General features: G+C 64.3%; 13 protein-coding genes and 1 pseudogene. 9 read left to right on the forward strand and 5 right to left on the reverse strand.

Features of this window, described 5'->3' with window-relative positions; all coding sequences use genetic code 11:
• Nucleotides 1-17: 17 nt before the first annotated feature.
• Nucleotides 18-1,100 carry a substrate-binding domain-containing protein gene (locus ACFQX9_RS20225; protein WP_018459359.1) on the reverse strand — a complete coding sequence of 361 codons (1,083 nt, stop codon included), beginning with the start codon at nucleotides 1,098-1,100 and terminating at the stop codon, nucleotides 18-20.
• A gap of 112 nt (nucleotides 1,101-1,212) precedes the next feature.
• Between ACFQX9_RS20225 and ACFQX9_RS20230 the strand changes: the two genes are divergently transcribed.
• Complete coding sequence (locus ACFQX9_RS20230; protein WP_026233785.1) at nucleotides 1,213-2,697, forward strand: aldehyde dehydrogenase family protein; 1,485 nt, start codon at nucleotides 1,213-1,215, stop codon at nucleotides 2,695-2,697.
• 187 nt (nucleotides 2,698-2,884) lie between these two features.
• On the forward strand, nucleotides 2,885-3,148 hold the full coding sequence (locus ACFQX9_RS20235; protein WP_018459357.1) for a hypothetical protein: 264 nt from the start codon (nucleotides 2,885-2,887) through the stop codon (nucleotides 3,146-3,148).
• A gap of 7 nt (nucleotides 3,149-3,155) precedes the next feature.
• Here ACFQX9_RS20235 and ACFQX9_RS20240 read toward each other — a convergent pair.
• A pseudogene (locus tag ACFQX9_RS20240) lies at nucleotides 3,156-4,051 on the reverse strand (alpha/beta fold hydrolase).
• Between the two features lie 180 nt (nucleotides 4,052-4,231).
• Here ACFQX9_RS20240 and ACFQX9_RS20245 point away from each other — a divergent pair.
• The 3 genes from ACFQX9_RS20245 to ACFQX9_RS20255 all read left to right on the forward strand — a co-directional run bounded on the left by ACFQX9_RS20245 (nucleotide 4,232) and on the right by ACFQX9_RS20255 (nucleotide 7,827).
• Nucleotides 4,232-5,620 (forward strand): class II 3-deoxy-7-phosphoheptulonate synthase, encoded by a 1,389-nt coding sequence (locus ACFQX9_RS20245; protein ID WP_018459356.1) that lies wholly within the window; start codon nucleotides 4,232-4,234, stop codon nucleotides 5,618-5,620.
• A gap of 4 nt (nucleotides 5,621-5,624) precedes the next feature.
• Nucleotides 5,625-5,978 (forward strand): diacylglycerol kinase, encoded by a 354-nt coding sequence (locus ACFQX9_RS20250; RefSeq protein WP_018459355.1) that lies wholly within the window; start codon nucleotides 5,625-5,627, stop codon nucleotides 5,976-5,978.
• Nucleotides 5,979-6,069: 91 nt separating this feature from the next.
• Entirely contained in the window at nucleotides 6,070-7,827 is a 1,758-nt protein-coding gene (locus ACFQX9_RS20255; RefSeq protein WP_018459354.1) for an NAD+ synthase, read from the forward strand.
• Nucleotides 7,828-8,034: 207 nt separating this feature from the next.
• Here the strand turns inward: ACFQX9_RS20255 and ACFQX9_RS20260 are convergent, their stop codons facing one another.
• Together ACFQX9_RS20260 and ACFQX9_RS20265 are read right to left on the reverse strand one after the other, a co-directional pair.
• Nucleotides 8,035-9,228: a DUF2865 domain-containing protein gene (locus ACFQX9_RS20260; RefSeq protein ID WP_085395861.1), complete on the reverse strand. Its 1,194-nt coding sequence runs from the start codon at nucleotides 9,226-9,228 to the stop codon at nucleotides 8,035-8,037.
• A gap of 131 nt (nucleotides 9,229-9,359) precedes the next feature.
• Nucleotides 9,360-9,665 (reverse strand): hypothetical protein, encoded by a 306-nt coding sequence (locus ACFQX9_RS20265; protein ID WP_026233782.1) that lies wholly within the window; start codon nucleotides 9,663-9,665, stop codon nucleotides 9,360-9,362.
• A 291-nt stretch (nucleotides 9,666-9,956) separates the two neighbouring features.
• Here ACFQX9_RS20265 and cysS point away from each other — a divergent pair, with 291 nt between their 5' ends.
• The 4 genes from cysS to ACFQX9_RS20285 all read left to right on the forward strand — a co-directional run bounded on the left by cysS (nucleotide 9,957) and on the right by ACFQX9_RS20285 (nucleotide 13,986).
• A complete protein-coding gene (gene cysS, locus ACFQX9_RS20270; protein ID WP_247370848.1) occupies nucleotides 9,957-11,339 on the forward strand; it encodes a cysteine--tRNA ligase in 1,383 nt (460 codons plus the stop codon).
• A gap of 115 nt (nucleotides 11,340-11,454) precedes the next feature.
• Nucleotides 11,455-11,964: a GNAT family N-acetyltransferase gene (locus ACFQX9_RS20275; protein ID WP_085385796.1), complete on the forward strand. Its 510-nt coding sequence runs from the start codon at nucleotides 11,455-11,457 to the stop codon at nucleotides 11,962-11,964.
• Entirely contained in the window at nucleotides 11,961-13,559 is a 1,599-nt protein-coding gene (gene cimA, locus ACFQX9_RS20280; protein WP_085395863.1) for a citramalate synthase, read from the forward strand. Before ACFQX9_RS20275 ends, cimA begins: the two co-directional genes overlap by 4 nt.
• Before the next feature lie 49 nt (nucleotides 13,560-13,608).
• Nucleotides 13,609-13,986 carry a VOC family protein gene (locus ACFQX9_RS20285; RefSeq protein ID WP_018459348.1) on the forward strand — a complete coding sequence of 126 codons (378 nt, stop codon included), beginning with the start codon at nucleotides 13,609-13,611 and terminating at the stop codon, nucleotides 13,984-13,986.
• On the opposite strand, the gene ACFQX9_RS20290 is transcribed toward ACFQX9_RS20285, so the two are convergent.
• Nucleotides 13,983-14,588, reverse strand: coding sequence for a TIGR00730 family Rossman fold protein (locus tag ACFQX9_RS20290; protein WP_018459347.1), 606 nt, complete (start codon nucleotides 14,586-14,588; stop codon nucleotides 13,983-13,985). The two genes, ACFQX9_RS20285 and ACFQX9_RS20290, sit on opposite strands and share 4 nt — an antisense overlap.
• Between the last annotated feature and the right edge of the window lie 70 nt (nucleotides 14,589-14,658).

A 14,658-nucleotide genomic window follows, 5' to 3' on the forward strand; every position in this document is an offset into this window, starting at 1 on the left:
GATGGCATCCTCCGGCATCATCGCACGGCGTGCATCTCCAGAAATGCCTTCACGCCGGTGACGGTGCCCGTATCCGACGGCACATAACCGGGCAGGGTGGCGATGGCTGCGCGAAAATCGGCGCTGCGGATGATCTCCAGGATGCGCTGCATCGGCCCGGTGTCCAGGAACGCGCGCTTGCAGACGAAGAAATAATCCTCGGTCAGGAGCCGGATGAAATCGAGGCCGAAATGCCGGGCGGCGGCTTCGACGCCGAAGCTCGCATCAGCCATGCCGCTCGCGACATAGGCTGCGACCGCGGCGTGGGTGAATTCGATCTGCTGCGCGCCGTTGATCCTGCTCTCGTCGATGCCGTTTGCCGCAAGCAGTTGGTCGAACAGAAGCCGCGTGCCGGAATCGTGGTCGCGGTTGACGAAGCGGACTTTGGGTCCGGTGAGATCACCAAGCGAAGCAATGCGCAGCGGATTGCCGCGCGCGACCATCAATCCCATTTCGCGTGTGACGAAGCTGATGATGCGATCCTCGCGCGGATCGAGCCATTCGCGCGCAGCCTTGATGCCCTGGGCGCGCAGCGCGCCGTGCGGCAGATGCAGGCCGGAGAGATCGCAGGCGCCCTGCGCCAGCGAGACCAGCGAATGCTGGTTGCTGACATAGCGCAGATCGACGCCGATGCCGGGCTCGCGGTCGAGGAATTCGCGCAGTTTTGCGACCGCAAAACCGTGGCTGGCATGCACGCGGATCACCGACGGGCGCTGCTCGAGGAACGGCTTGATCTCGCTCGCCAGCTCCTGTGCCAGATTCTCAAGCTGAGGTCCGAGCCGGGCCTGCATGCGCTCGCCCGCCCACACCAGCCGCTCGCCGAACGGCGTGAGTTTCGAGCCCTTGCCGCGCTGGGTTTCCACCAGCGGCGTGCCGAAGAACTCCGACCATTGCTCGATCAGATTCCAGACATGGCGATAGGAGAGGTGCGCATCCTTGGCCGCGCTGGTGATCTTCCCGGTTCTCCTGATCTCGTTGAGGACGCCAAGCATGATGACGGCGGTGCGCGGATTGCCCTCCCGGCGAAACCGCCAGACGGCCTCGATCTCGATCTGAAGCATTGGTCCTCCCTATGAACTACATTTCATATGACCGCGGTCCATTTGCAATCCATATCATATTTACTCCCGTCCACAGGCGCCTGGTCTGGTATACCAGAACTGGAGGAATATGATGTCTGTTGCATATGACTTTGCACACTCGCCGGCCACCGAGTTCATGTCCCGGCCACAGCATCTGCTGATCGACGGTCGCCGCGTCCCGGCGAACTCCGGTCGCACATTCAAGTCGCTCAATCCGGCCACCGGGCAGGTCATCGCCATCGTCGCCGAAGGCAACGAGGCCGATGTCGATCATGCAGTAGCGGCCGCGCGCCGGACCTTCGAAGGCCCCTGGCGCACGATGCGGGCGTCCGAGCGCGGCCAGATCCTGCTACGCTGGGCAGACCTGCTCAAGGCTCACGCCGAGGAGATCATCGAACTCGAGTCGATCGATGCGGGCAAGCCGATCGCCGCGACATCGCGGCAGGATTTTCCGGCCGCCGTCGACACGCTGATCTACTATGCCGGTTGGGCCGACAAGATCAGCGGCGACGTCGTACCCGTGCGCGATGATGCCCTGACCTACACCGTGCGAGAGCCGGTCGGCGTGGTCGCGGCGATCGTGCCCTGGAATTTCCCGCTGATGATCGGGATGTGGAAGCTCGCGCCGGCGCTGGCCTGCGGCTGCACCATCGTGATGAAGCCGGCCGAGCTGACCTCGTTGTCGGCGCTACGCATCGCCGAGCTCGCGCTTGAAGCCGGCCTGCCGGCGGGCGTCTTCAACGTCGTCACTGGCCCCGGCCGCGTCGTCGGCGACGCGCTGGTCAATCATCCCGACGTCGACAAGGTCACCTTCACCGGCTCTCCCGGTGTCGGGCGGGGAATCATGAAGGGCGCCGCTAGCAACTTCAAGCGCGTCTCGCTCGAGCTCGGCGGCAAGTCGGCCAACGTCATTTTCGACGATGCCGATCTCGAAGCCGCATCGAAAGCTGCGGCTTCCGGCATCTTCTTCAATGCCGGCCAAGTCTGCTCGGCCGGCTCTCGCGTGCTGGTGCAGGAAAAAGCCTATGGCGAGGTCGTCGAGCGGCTGGCGGCACGCGCAAAGTCGCTCAGGATCGGCGACCCGCTCGACCGCAAGACGACGCTCGGCCCCGTCATATCCGAGAAGCAGATGAAGTCGGTCCTCGATTATGTCGAGATCGGCCGGAAGGAGGGCGCGACCCTCGTCACCGGTGGCGAGAAGGTCGGCGATCGCGGCTACTTCATCAGCCCCGCGGTGTTCGCGAATGTCGCGCACGAGATGCGGATCTCGCAGGAGGAGATCTTTGGCCCCGTCGTCAGCGTCATCAAGTTCAAGGATGAAGCCGACGCTTTGCGGATTGCCAACGGCACGGCTTACAGCCTCGCCGCCGGCGTCTGGAGCCGCGACATCGGCAAGCTGCAGCGCTTTGCCAAGCGGGCGCGCGCGGGCACGGTCTGGATGAACACCTATGGCTATACCGACGTGCGGCTGCCCTGGGGCGGCGAGCGCGACTCCGGCCTCGGCCGCGAGCACGGCACCGCCGCGCTCGACAATTTCACGGAGCCCAAGGCTGTCTGGATGAATCTGGCCGTTTGATACCTCCCGAGCGGCCAACCCTGGAGCCCGCCTGACCACCCGTGCAGGCGGGCTCTTTTTTCGGGATCGATAAGATTGTCTGCTTTCTGCTCAGCGGCGGCAAACCCTGCGGACAAGAACCATGCGGCCTTAAACCCCGGCTTTGGAACCGGCGTGCATCCTGCCTGCAACAGGGTGGGGCATCAGCATGTCAGTTCTCAGGGAGGTCGTCGTCGCAATCGCGGGAGTCTACGCACTTCTGTTCGCGTGCGACGCAATGTTCGGGGTCGGCGAGGCGCGCTTCGACGACGCCTATTACAGCGCCAGTTTTTACGCGCCGCGGCCTAAGGAGTTTCGTTTTGCGGGCGATACGCCGCCGGCCGTCCGCGTCAGCCAGGCCTTTGCGCAGTTCGCGCCGGGCGAAGCCAAGCCGAACAAGCGCTACTCGTCGCTGACGACGATCCTCCGGTAAGCGCCGTCTACTCTCCCTGGATCCATTCCGCGACGCCACGCCACAACGTGTCGCGGTGGTCGGGGCGGAAGAAGCCGAAATGGCCGATCGCCTTGGCGCCGACGTCGGACGGCTTCACGTTGAGCACCTCAGGCTTGATCGCGGTGAATCCGCTCGCAAGCAGCTCGACCGCGGGCCGCGTCGCCCAGGGATCGTCGGAGAAGCAGAGGGTGCGCAGCTCGCCCTTGAACTTGGCGAAATTCTCCAGCGCCGGCAGCTTTGAATCGAAGAGATAGCGGGGGCTCGAGACCCACTCGGCCCATTGCAGGAAGACGCCCTTGGGCAAATCCTCGCCGATGCCGGCCCAGCCCGGCGCGTAACCGAGCGCGTGCACGAGCGGCACGCCGACAAAATTCATGAAGGCGAAGACGCGGTATTTTTCCGGCGACGTCATCAGCCGCCAGGTCGCCGCCTGCGAGGCCACCAACGCGGCGCGCGAAATGTCCGTGTTGTTCGCGAGCAGCCCGAGCGCCTGGCCGCCGAAGGAATGCCCGACATAGGTCAAGGGCAGGGTATTGTAGCGCTCGCGCATCCAGTGCACTGCGGCGGTGACGTCGAGCGCGGCCCAGTCCGACATCGAGGCCTTGAAGCCGACCAGCGATTTCGGCCGGTTGTAGCCGACCATCGCCGGCAGCCGGGAGTCGCCGATGCCGCGATAGTCGTAGGTCAGGACCGCGCAGCCGCGATGGGCCAGATAGGAGGCAAAGCCACGATAGATTTTTCGCGGGACGGCGGTGGCGGAGTTGATCAAGACGGCATGGCGCTTGGTCCCGCGCGGCAGGAATAGGGTGCCGGTCAGCGCATATCCGTCAGTCGCCGGGAAGCTGATCTCGTCGATGAAACGTCGTCTAGTGCCACGTCCATGGGCCGAAGGTATCTTGCCAGTTTCCAAGCAGTTCCCAGCAAGTGCGAATTTGGCTTTCCCCGCAAGGCTTTGCAGTGCCAGACGGATTTACAACTGGCGGCCGGTGGCCACCCTGTGTATAAGGCGACCCTCGCAACCCACAGATCAGGTTGTGCTTTTTGCTTCACGGAGAGATTGCGATGTCCGAGCGGTGGACGCCCGAGTCCTGGCGCAGCAAGCCGGTGCTACAGGTGCCCGATTATCCCGACGCCAAGGCCCTGGCCGACGTCGAGGCGCAGCTTGCGACCTTTCCGCCGCTGGTGTTCGCGGGCGAGGCGCGCAATCTGAAGAAGGCGCTGGCGCGGGTCGCAGCCGGTGAGGCCTTCCTGCTGCAGGGCGGCGACTGCGCCGAGAGTTTTGCCGAGCACGGCGCCAACAACATCCGCGACTTCTTTCGCGTGCTGCTCCAGATGGCGGTGGTGCTGACTTATGCCGGCGCCGTCCCGGTGGTGAAGGTCGGGCGCGTTGCCGGCCAGTTCGCAAAACCCCGGTCCTCGTCGACCGAGAAGATCGACGGTGTCGAGCTGCCGAGCTATCGCGGCGACATCGTCAACGACATCGCCTTCACCAAGCAAGCGCGCATCCCCGATCCGCAGCGCCAGCTGATGGCCTATCGCCAGTCGGCCGCGACGCTGAACCTGCTGCGTGCATTCGCGACCGGCGGCTACGCCAATCTCGGCAGCGTGCATCAGTGGATGCTCGGCTTCCTCAAGGATAGTCCGCAGTCCCGTCGCTACAAGGAATTGGCCGACCGCATCTCCGATGCGCTCAATTTCATGCGCGCCTGCGGCCTCGATCTCGAGGCCCATCCCGAGCTGCGCGCCACTGATTTCTACACCAGCCACGAGGCCCTGCTGCTCGGCTACGAGCAGGCCATGACCCGGGTCGATTCCACCACCGGCGACTGGTACGCGACCTCGGGCCACATGATCTGGATCGGCGACCGCACCCGCCAGCTCGACCACGGCCATATCGAATATTTCCGCGGCATCAAGAATCCGATCGGGCTCAAATGCGGCCCGTCGCTCAAGCCCGACGAACTGCTGAAGCTGATCGACGTGCTCAATCCCGACAACGAACCGGGCCGGCTGACGCTGATCGGCCGCTTCGGTTCCGACAAGATCGGCGAGCATCTGCCGAACATGATCCGCGCCGTAAAGCGCGAGGGCAAAGTGGTGGTCTGGTCGTGCGATCCCATGCACGGCAACACCATCACCTCGACGTCGGGTTACAAGACGCGCCCCTTCGACCGCATCCTGTCCGAGGTGAAGTCGTTCTTCGCGATCCACGCCGCGGAAGGCACCCATGCCGGCGGCGTGCATCTGGAGATGACCGGCCAGGACGTCACCGAGTGCCTCGGCGGCGCCCGCGCGATCACTGACGAGGATCTCAACGACCGCTATCACACGGTCTGTGATCCCCGGCTCAATGCCGAGCAATCCATCGATATGGCTTTCCTGGTCGCAGAACTGCTCAAGCAGGAACGCGCCGGCAAGGTCAGGCCGATGCCGGTCGCAGCGGGGCTCTGAGACCTTGCTGCGAATCTGGAAGGCCACGATCAATTCCCGTAACGGTCTGGCCTTTGCGTTCCGCTCGGAGCAGGCCGTCCGCGAGGAAATCGTTGCGCTCCTCTTGTCGCTGCCGCTCGCGTGGTTCGTCGGCGCGACCGCGATGCGGGCGGTCGAGCTGATCTGCGCGGTCGCGTTCGTGCTGGTGGTCGAGCTGCTCAATACGGCGATCGAGAAGCTTGCCGACCGGCTGACCATGGATCACGACAAGCAGATCGGACGGGTCAAGGACATGGGCTCGGCCGCGGTCGGTGTCGCGCTGCTGATGGCCGGCGCGTTCTGGATCATCGCCATCATCGAGCGATTGGGATTTCTTTAAAGCGCGTATCGCGCTTTAAACTGTTTTTTCAGCATGATCTTTTCGGAAAACCGCTTCACTCTTTTCCGGATCATGCTCTGATCGGAGCGCCATGACCGAACGTCTCAACGCATTCGCGGTCACGCTCGCCCAGCTCAATCCGACCATGGGCGACATCGAGGGCAATGCCGCGAAAGCGCGCGCGGCGCGCGTGCAGGCAGCCGCCGACGGTGCCGATCTCGTGCTGTTTCCGGAATTGTTCATCGCCGGCTACCCGCCGGAAGATCTCGTGCAGAAGCCTTCCTTTCAGGCCGCCTGCCGCGCTGCGATCGAAGCGCTGGCGCGCGAGACCGCCGATGGCGGGCCGGCGATGCTGATCGGCACGCCCTGGGTCGAGGAGGGCAGGCTCTATAATGCCTGCGCGCTGCTCGATGGCGGCCGTATCGCTGGCCTGCGCTTCAAATGCAATCTACCGAATTACGGCGTGTTCGACGAGAAGCGGCTGTTTTCGCGCGGGCCTGCCGCCGGCCCCGTCACCGTGCGCGGCGTGCGCGTCGGTGTGCCGATCTGCGAGGACATCTGGCTTGAGGAGTCCGAGGACTACGAGAACGTGGTCGAGACGCTGGCCGAGACCGGCGCCGAGATCATCCTCGTGCCGAACGGCTCGCCTTACGCCCGCGACAAGGCCGACGTGCGCTTGTCGGTCGCGGTCGCGCGCGTCACCGAGAGCGGTCTGCCGCTGGTCTATCTCAACCAGGTTTGCGGCCAGGACGAGTTGGTGTTCGACGGCGCCTCCTTTGCGCTCAACGGCGACCTTTCGCTCGCAGCGCAATTGCCGGCGTTCGCGGAGAGCATCACCACACTGCACTTCACGAGAAGCGGCGACGATTGGCGTTGCACCGGGCCGATCGCCGCGCAGCCCGAGGCAGACTACGCCGACTACGCGGCCTGCGTGCTGGGCTTGCGCGACTACGTCGCCAAGAATGGCTTTCCCGGCGTGCTGCTCGGCATTTCCGGCGGCATCGACTCCGCGCTGTGCGCGGCGATCGCGGTCGATGCACTCGGTTCCGATCAGGTGCACGGCGTGATGCTGCCTTATCGCTACACCGCGGCAAGCTCGATTGCGGACGCCGGCGAGCTCGCCGGCCATCTCGGCATCCGCTACGAGGTGCTGCCGATCGCCGAAGCGGTGACCGGGTTCGAGACCATCCTGTCCGGCGTCTTCAAGAATCTGCCGCCCGATGTCACCGAGGAGAATCTCCAGGCCCGCACCCGCGGCACGCTGCTGATGGCGATCTCGAACAAGACCGGCCTGATGGTGGTGACCACAGGCAACAAGTCGGAGATGTCGGTCGGCTACGCCACGCTCTATGGCGACATGAACGGCGGCTTCAATCCGATCAAGGACATCTACAAGACACAGGTGTTTCGGCTGGCAAGCTTGCGTAATTCGTGGAAGCCCGAGGGGGCGCTGGGGCCGGCCGGTGAGGTGATCCCGCCCGACATCATCACGCGTCCGCCGACCGCGGAGCTGCGCGAGAACCAGACCGACCAGGATTCGTTGCCGGCTTACGACGCGCTTGATGCCATCCTGGAGCGTCTCATCGAGCGCGAAGAGCCGCTCGATATAATCATCGCCGCGGGCTTTGACCGCGAGACGGTCACCCGCATCGACCATCTCCTCAACGTCGCCGAATACAAGCGCCGCCAGGCCGCGCCCGGCGTCAAGGTCACAGCCAGGAATTTCGGCCGCGACCGCCGCTATCCCATCACCAACCGCTTTCGCGACAAAGGCGAGCAGCTCGGCGCTCCGGATGAGACGCTGGTCTCGCGTGGGAGCAAAGCCTCGATCGACGCGTTTGAGGGGTGAGGCTGGCGCTTGCGCTGCCGTTTCCGCAACCGAGATCGGCGTTATTGTGCCCTCGCCCCTTGCGGGAGAGGGCAGCTCCGCTGTCGAAGCGAACTCATTCGGGTGAGGGGTCTATCTCCGCGTACTCATGTGCACATGTGAGCGGATAGAACCCCTCATCCGGCGCTTCGCGCCACCTTCTCCCGCAAGGGGAGAAGGGAAGGGCTATTACTTCTGTTGTTGCGGCAGGAAGCTCGGGCCGACCGAACGGATCGGCTTGTTCTCGGAAGGCGTCGCAGGGGTGCCGGTGTCCGCCGGCGGCGTTGCTGCCGGGGCGCCAGCAGTCGTCGGTGCCGGAGCCGCACCCTTCTTGCCATTGGCGGCAGGCGTGCCCTTGTTGAGCTGCCGCTGCTGCATTTTCTTGGCGCTCTCCTCGGTGACGATGATGTCACCTTGCTGTTCGGCCGACGCCTTGTCGTCGGCCGATTTGAGCGCGTCCGCCCAGGTCTGGCCCGCGGCCTTGCAGGAGCAGGACGGGTTGAACTCGCTGCGGAATTTGAACGCGGTCGGCAGCGCCGTGTAGGGCTGGCCGCTGGTGGAGACCGCGGAGTTCATGTCTTCACCGGGATTGCGATGGGTGTAGAGCACGGCCTCGGCGGCCGGGCACAGCGCCTTGCAGGTCTTCTCGTCGTCGGGGAAGCGCGCCGGCACGGTCGCAAACGAGACCGGGAAGTAGGCGCCGTCGCAGGTGCGCACGCACACAGTGCGATAGGTGCCTGATTGCGGGCCGAGATCGGACGGCGGCACGCCTTGCGGATTATTGGGGTTGTTGCCGCCGAACAGATTGCTCAGGAAATTGCCGCCGCCTTGCGACTGCGCCGCATTGGCATATTGCGGGCCGCAATTGTTCTGCGCCAGCGCTGCCAGCACCGAGCGGCGCTGGTTGTCACGCTCGGGGCTAAAGCCGCCGGGGCCGCCGCCGCGCAGGCGTTCGAGATTGCCGGTGATCTGGTCCAGATTGGCGCGCATCTGCTGGATCTGGGTGTTGACCGGACCGCATTGCGCCGACTGGCCGCTGAACAGCGAGAAGAAGCCGGAGGAATCGCAACCCATGCGCTTGGCCTGCATGGTGACACGATCGAGCTCGGCCTGCTGCTTGGTCTGAGATTCCTGATAGCGGCGGATCTGGTCTTCGCGCGCGGGATCACCGCCGCCGCCACGATCGAGACCGGCGAGCTGACCTTCCAGGCGCGCGCACATCGGGTTGGGTCCGAGCCCGTTCTGGCCGGGCTGAGGCGGCGGTCCCGGCGGGCCGGCCTGTGCGAACGCGTTATTGGCGAGCGCAACCGTGCTGAAGAGCACGGCAGAGGCAAGGATCAAGCGAGCACGGGAGAGAGACATAAATTCAGGCATATCCGCCATTCTAGCGAGGTCACGGCCAGGCGTGATGTGGGGAGGCCGGAGCGCGCCCTCCCATAGCCGCTTCCTGCGGCATCGTCACGTCGTTTCAGAGGCCAGCGATTGGGCCTAAGGTACGCCAGTTCCGAGCGAATTCAGCGCTGGCAGGTGATTGCGACATATTCGTCGCAATGGCCATGGGAGCAGTTTGCGCCGGATTTGGGGACAGAGCCGGTAATTTCGTCGGGATCGACCCGGCGATAGGCCGAAGCCTGGGCAAAATCGCGTGACTGGCAGTAGGTGCGGGCGACCTGCGCGCCGCATTTGTCGCTCTTGGCCAGGCACTGATCGACGCCGTAGCCGTCCGCCTGGTTCGGGATGATGAAGACGCGGGTCTCCGCGAGAGCGCTGGACGCCGCAAGGATGGAGGCGCAGGACATGAGCGCGAGCAATGATCGCATGAAAACACCGGGGCAAAAAATGTGAACTGCCAGTTCCAGAATGGGCTCAAATGGTTAAGGAGATGAACCATCTGCGCGCGGCGGCTGCGCATTGCGGAGATAAGACGGCGTTTTCGCGGCTCTCTTGACGCGGGGCCGCCTCATAGCCCATATGTTCCGTCATGAACGGTCTCCTCGTCATTTGCGCCATTTGCCGCGAGATTACGAGCTAGCGATTCGCTGGCTGGAGCCGTCTTTTCTCAAAACCATTGAGAGCACTGGACGCCCGGCCAACAGCCGACGGGTATCCTTATGGAATTGCGCCTTTACGATACGCTGAGCCGGGAAAAGCGCACCTTCGTGCCGCTCGATGCCAAGAACGTCCGCATGTATGTCTGCGGACCGACGGTCTATGACTTCGCCCATATCGGCAATGCCCGGCCGGTGATCGTGTTCGACGTGCTGTTTCGGCTGCTGCGCCATCTCTACGGTGAGGCGCACGTCAAATATGTCCGCAACATCACCGACGTGGACGACAAGATCAACGACCGCGCCGCGCGGGATTTCCCCGGCCTGCCGCTGAACGAGGCGATCCGGAAAGTCACCGAGCAAACCGGCAAACAGTTTCACGCTGACGTCGACGCGCTCGGCGCGCTGCGGCCGAGCGTCGAGCCGCGCGCCACCGAGCATATCGGCGAGATGCGCGAGATCATCGAACGGCTGGTTGCCGGCGGCTTTGCCTATGTTGCCGAGGATCACGTGCTGTTCTCGCCGCAGGCGATGAACGCGGCCGATGCCGGGTTGCCGCGCTATGGCGCGCTGTCCAATCGTTCGCTGGACGAGATGGTTGCCGGCGCCCGCGTCGATGTCGCGCCCTACAAGAAAGGCAACACCGACTTCGTGCTGTGGAAGCCGTCCAAGCCCGGCGAGCCGTCATGGCCGTCACCCGCCGGCGTCGCCGCGCAGGGGCGCCCGGGCTGGCATGTCGAGTGCTCGGCCATGGCCTGGAAGCATCTCGGCGAGCACTTCGACATCCATGGCGGCGGCATCGATCTCGTGTTTCCGCATCACGAGAACGAGGTCGCGCAGACCTGCTGCGCCTTCCACCGGGAGCGCATGGCGAACTACTGGATGCACAACGGCTTCCTGCAGGTCGAGAGCGAGAAGATGTCGAAATCGCTAGGCAACTTCGTCACGATTCACGAGCTGCTCGCGGACTGGCCGGGCGAAGTGCTGCGCCTGAATATGCTCAAGACGCATTACCGCTCGCCGATCGACTGGACGATGAAGTCGCTGGAGGAGAGCGCCAGGACGCTCGACGATTGGTATCGGGGTGCGGCTGACGTCGCATCCGGCAAGCCCGCCCCCTCAGTGGTCGAGCCGCTGCTCGACGACCTCAACACGCCGCTGGCGATCGCGGCGCTGCATGGGCTGCGCGGCAGCGATGTTGGTGCCCTCGCGGGTTCGTTGCGTCTGCTCGGCTTTCTCTCCGAGAGTGCCGCGCAGTGGGAAGGACGCAAGCAGCAGGCGAGCGGCGTCGATGCCAAGGAAGTCGAGCGCCTGATCTCGGAGCGGACGGCGGCGCGTGCGCGCAAGGACTTTGCGGAGTCCGATCGTATCCGCGATCTGCTTGCCGCGATGGGCGTTGCGATCAAGGATTCCAAGGAAGGGACGACGTGGGAGGTCGCACGATGAAGCGACCCGATACGCCTTTTCCGCGGCACTGGTTCTATTACATCGCGCTGAAAATCCTGCTGCTCGGCGCTGCCGTGGCGCTGGCGCTGAAACTCTATGGGATGTGGTGAAGACGATGGCACAAGCACTCCCAAAGCCTGGCTTGCGGCCCTTTCTGCCGGAGGACGTGCCGGTTCTCGCCGCGATCTTCACCGCCAGCATCGAAGAGCTGACCGGCGAGGACTATAGCGAGGCCCAACAACAGGCCTGGATGGCGTCGGCGGAAGACGAAGAGTTCGGCAAGGGGCTCGCCTCCGACCTGACGCTGATCGCAACGCTGGAGGGGTCACCGGTGGGTTTTGCCTCGCTGCAGGGCAAGGATCATATCCGCATGCTCTATGTGCATCCGGCCGTGGCCGGGCAGGGCCTCGCGACCATGCTCGTCGATGCGCTGGAAAAGCTTGCGGGCGGCCGCGGCGCCGACAAGCTGACGGTCGATGCCAGCGACAACGCGCAGGGCTTTTTCGCCAAGCGCGGCTATGTCGCCATGCAGCGCAACAGCATCACTGTCAACGACGAATGGCTGGCCAACACCACCATGCAGAAGACGCTCGGCAGTGGACCCGCGTCGGGAGCGCTGCAATGAGCAAGGAGCGCCTCTATCTGTTCGACACCACGCTGCGCGACGGCGCGCAGACCAACGGCGTCGATTTCACGCTGACCGACAAGCAAATCATCGCCCAGATGCTCGATGAACTCGGCATCGACTATGTCGAGGGCGGCTATCCCGGCGCCAATCCGACCGACACCGAGTTCTTCGGCACCAAGCCGAAGTTTTCGCATGCGCGCTTCACCGCCTTCGGCATGACGCGGCGAGCGGGGCGCTCGGTTTCCAACGATCCCGGTGTGGCCGGGCTGCTAGAGGCCAAGGCCGACGTGATCTGCTTCGTGGCGAAGTCGTCGGCCTATCAGGTGCGCGTTGCCCTGGAGACGACGAAGGAGGAGAACCTCGCCTCGATCCGCGACAGCGTCGCAGCGGCGAAGGCTGCCGGCCGCGAGGTGATGCTCGACTGCGAACACTTCTTCGACGGTTACAAGGAGGATTCCGGTTTCGCGCTCGCCTGCGCGAAAGCTGCTTATGAAGCCGGCGCGCGCTGGGTGGTGCTGTGCGACACCAACGGCGGCACCATGCCCAACGAGGTCGAAGCGATCGTCGCCGAGGTGGCGAAGCACATCCCCGGCGATCATCTCGGCATTCACGCCCATAACGACACCGAGCAGGCGGTGGCGAATTCGCTCGCCGCGGTGCGCGCCGGCGCGCGGCAGATCCAGGGCACGCTGAACGGCCTCGGCGAGCGCTGCGGCAACGCCAATCTCTGCTCGCTGATTCCGACCTTGAAGCTGAAGGCCGAGTTTGCCGACGCCTTCGAGATCGGCGTCACGGCGGAGAAGCTCGCGACCCTGGTCAAGGTGTCGCGCACGCTCGACGACATGCTCAATCGCGTGCCCAACCGGCATGCGGCCTATGTCGGCGAGAGCGCGTTCGTCACCAAGACCGGCATCCATGCCTCCGCCGTGCTGAAGGATCCGCAGACCTACGAGCACGTGTTGCCGGAGCTGGTCGGCAATCATCGCAAGGTGCTGGTGTCCGATCAGGCCGGCCGCTCCAATGTCATTGCCGAGCTCGACCGCGCCGGTATCGCCTACGAGAAGAGCGATCCGAAACTGTCGCGGCTGGTCGAGGAGTTGAAGGAGCGCGAGGCGCAAGGCTACGCCTATGAATCCGCCAACGCCTCGTTCGAGCTGCTGGCGCGGCGCACGCTCGGCAAGGTGCCGCATTATTTCGAGGTCGAGCAGTTCGACGTCAATGTCGAGCAGCGCTACAATTCGCATGGCGAGCGCGTCACCGTGGCGCTGGCGGTGGTCAAGGTCGACGTCGCCGGCGAGCATCTGATCTCGGCGGCCGAAGGCAACGGTCCCGTCAACGCGCTCGACGTCGCGCTGCGCAAGGATCTCGGCAAGTACCAGAAATATATCGAAGGCCTGACGCTGATCGACTATCGCGTGCGTATCCTCAACGGCGGCACCGGCGCGGTCACGCGCGTCCTGATCGAGAGCGAGGACGAGAACGGCGACAGCTGGACCACGGTCGGGGTGTCCCCCAACATCATCGACGCCTCGTTCCAGGCGCTGATGGATTCGGTGATCTACAAGCTGGTGAAGTCGGGCGCGCCGGCGTAGGGCGGCGGTGCCACAAACGGGATGACGAGCAGGAGAGGGGGCGCGACCCATGATCGATCACATCTCCGTCGGCGTCAGCGATCTCCAACGCTCGGCGACATTTTACGAGGCAACACTCGCCGCGCTCGGTCTCGCTCGCCTCGTCACGCGGCCGCGGACGATCGGCTTCGGCAAGGCCTATCCCGAATTCTGGATCAATCTGCGCGAGGGCATGCCGCACGTGCCGCCGGAGAGCGGCGTCCATATCTGCCTGCGGGCAAAGACGACCGTCGAGGTCGATGCATTTCACGCCGCAGCGCTGTCGGCCGGCGGCGCATCCGACGGCGCGCCGGGTATCCGCCCGCACGATCGCGTGCGTTATTACGCAGCCTTCGTTGTCGACCCCGATGGTAACCGGATCGAGGCGGTGACGTTTCCTGCGGACTAGAGCTTGCGCGCCATTTCCGGTGCGAGCTGCTTTTCCGCATCTTCGATCTGCGCTGCAGCCGATTTCAGCTTCGGCAAAATCTCTTCGATCCGATCGGCCTTGAGGATGTCGACCGAAAGGCCGGCGCGGATGAACTCGGTCTGGCGCATGTGCGACAGCAGCGAGAACAGCGGCTCCCAGAAATTATCGATGTTGGCCAGCAGCACCGGCTTGGCGTGACGTCCGAGCTGCTTCCAGGTCAATTGCTCGACCAACTCCTCCAGCGTGCCGACGCCGCCCGGCAGCGCCACGAAGGCGTCGGAGCGTTCGAACATCAGTCGCTTGCGCTCGTGCATGTCGGGGGTGACGATCATCTCCTGCACGCGCGTCAGCGCGTTTTCCCGCATCCGCAGGAAATCGGGGATGATGCCGGTGACAGTGCCGCCGTGATCGAGGACGGAGGTCGCCACCGAGCCCATCAGGCCGAGCGAGCCGCCGCCATAGACGAGGCGGATGTTGTTCTCGGCGAGCGCCTTGCCGAACGCCTTGGCGCCTTCGGTGAAACGGGGATTGGTTCCTGGGCCGGAGCCGCAATAGACACAGACGGTTTTGATCGTGCTCATTGGTGCCATGATGCATTGCAGCGAAGAGGCGTCAAGCCCAATCGGTGATTCGGAGCTTCCGGAAATCTAC

Source organism: Bradyrhizobium sp. GCM10028915, assembly GCF_042666195.1.
Classification (GTDB): domain Bacteria; phylum Pseudomonadota; class Alphaproteobacteria; order Rhizobiales; family Xanthobacteraceae; genus Bradyrhizobium; species Bradyrhizobium canariense_D.

Bases quoted from the DNA above. Each gene is read 5' to 3' on its own strand.
- ACFQX9_RS20235 (WP_018459357.1), top strand. From the start codon at position 2,885: ATGTCAGTTCTCAGGGAGGTCGTCGTCGCAATCGCGGGAGTCTACGCA.
- ACFQX9_RS20255 (WP_018459354.1), top strand. From the start codon at position 6,070: ATGACCGAACGTCTCAACGCATTCGCGGTCACGCTCGCCCAGCTCAAT.
- ACFQX9_RS20265 (WP_026233782.1), bottom strand. From the start codon at position 9,665: ATGCGATCATTGCTCGCGCTCATGTCCTGCGCCTCCATCCTTGCGGCG.
- ACFQX9_RS20285 (WP_018459348.1), top strand. From the start codon at position 13,609: ATGATCGATCACATCTCCGTCGGCGTCAGCGATCTCCAACGCTCGGCG.
- ACFQX9_RS20225 (WP_018459359.1), bottom strand. From the start codon at position 1,100: ATGCTTCAGATCGAGATCGAGGCCGTCTGGCGGTTTCGCCGGGAGGGC.
- cysS (WP_247370848.1), top strand. From the start codon at position 9,957: ATGGAATTGCGCCTTTACGATACGCTGAGCCGGGAAAAGCGCACCTTC.
- ACFQX9_RS20260 (WP_085395861.1), bottom strand. From the start codon at position 9,228: ATGGCGGATATGCCTGAATTTATGTCTCTCTCCCGTGCTCGCTTGATC.
- ACFQX9_RS20290 (WP_018459347.1), bottom strand. From the start codon at position 14,588: ATGAGCACGATCAAAACCGTCTGTGTCTATTGCGGCTCCGGCCCAGGA.
- ACFQX9_RS20230 (WP_026233785.1), top strand. From the start codon at position 1,213: ATGTCTGTTGCATATGACTTTGCACACTCGCCGGCCACCGAGTTCATG.
- ACFQX9_RS20245 (WP_018459356.1), top strand. From the start codon at position 4,232: ATGTCCGAGCGGTGGACGCCCGAGTCCTGGCGCAGCAAGCCGGTGCTA.
- ACFQX9_RS20275 (WP_085385796.1), top strand. From the start codon at position 11,455: ATGGCACAAGCACTCCCAAAGCCTGGCTTGCGGCCCTTTCTGCCGGAG.
- cimA (WP_085395863.1), top strand. From the start codon at position 11,961: ATGAGCAAGGAGCGCCTCTATCTGTTCGACACCACGCTGCGCGACGGC.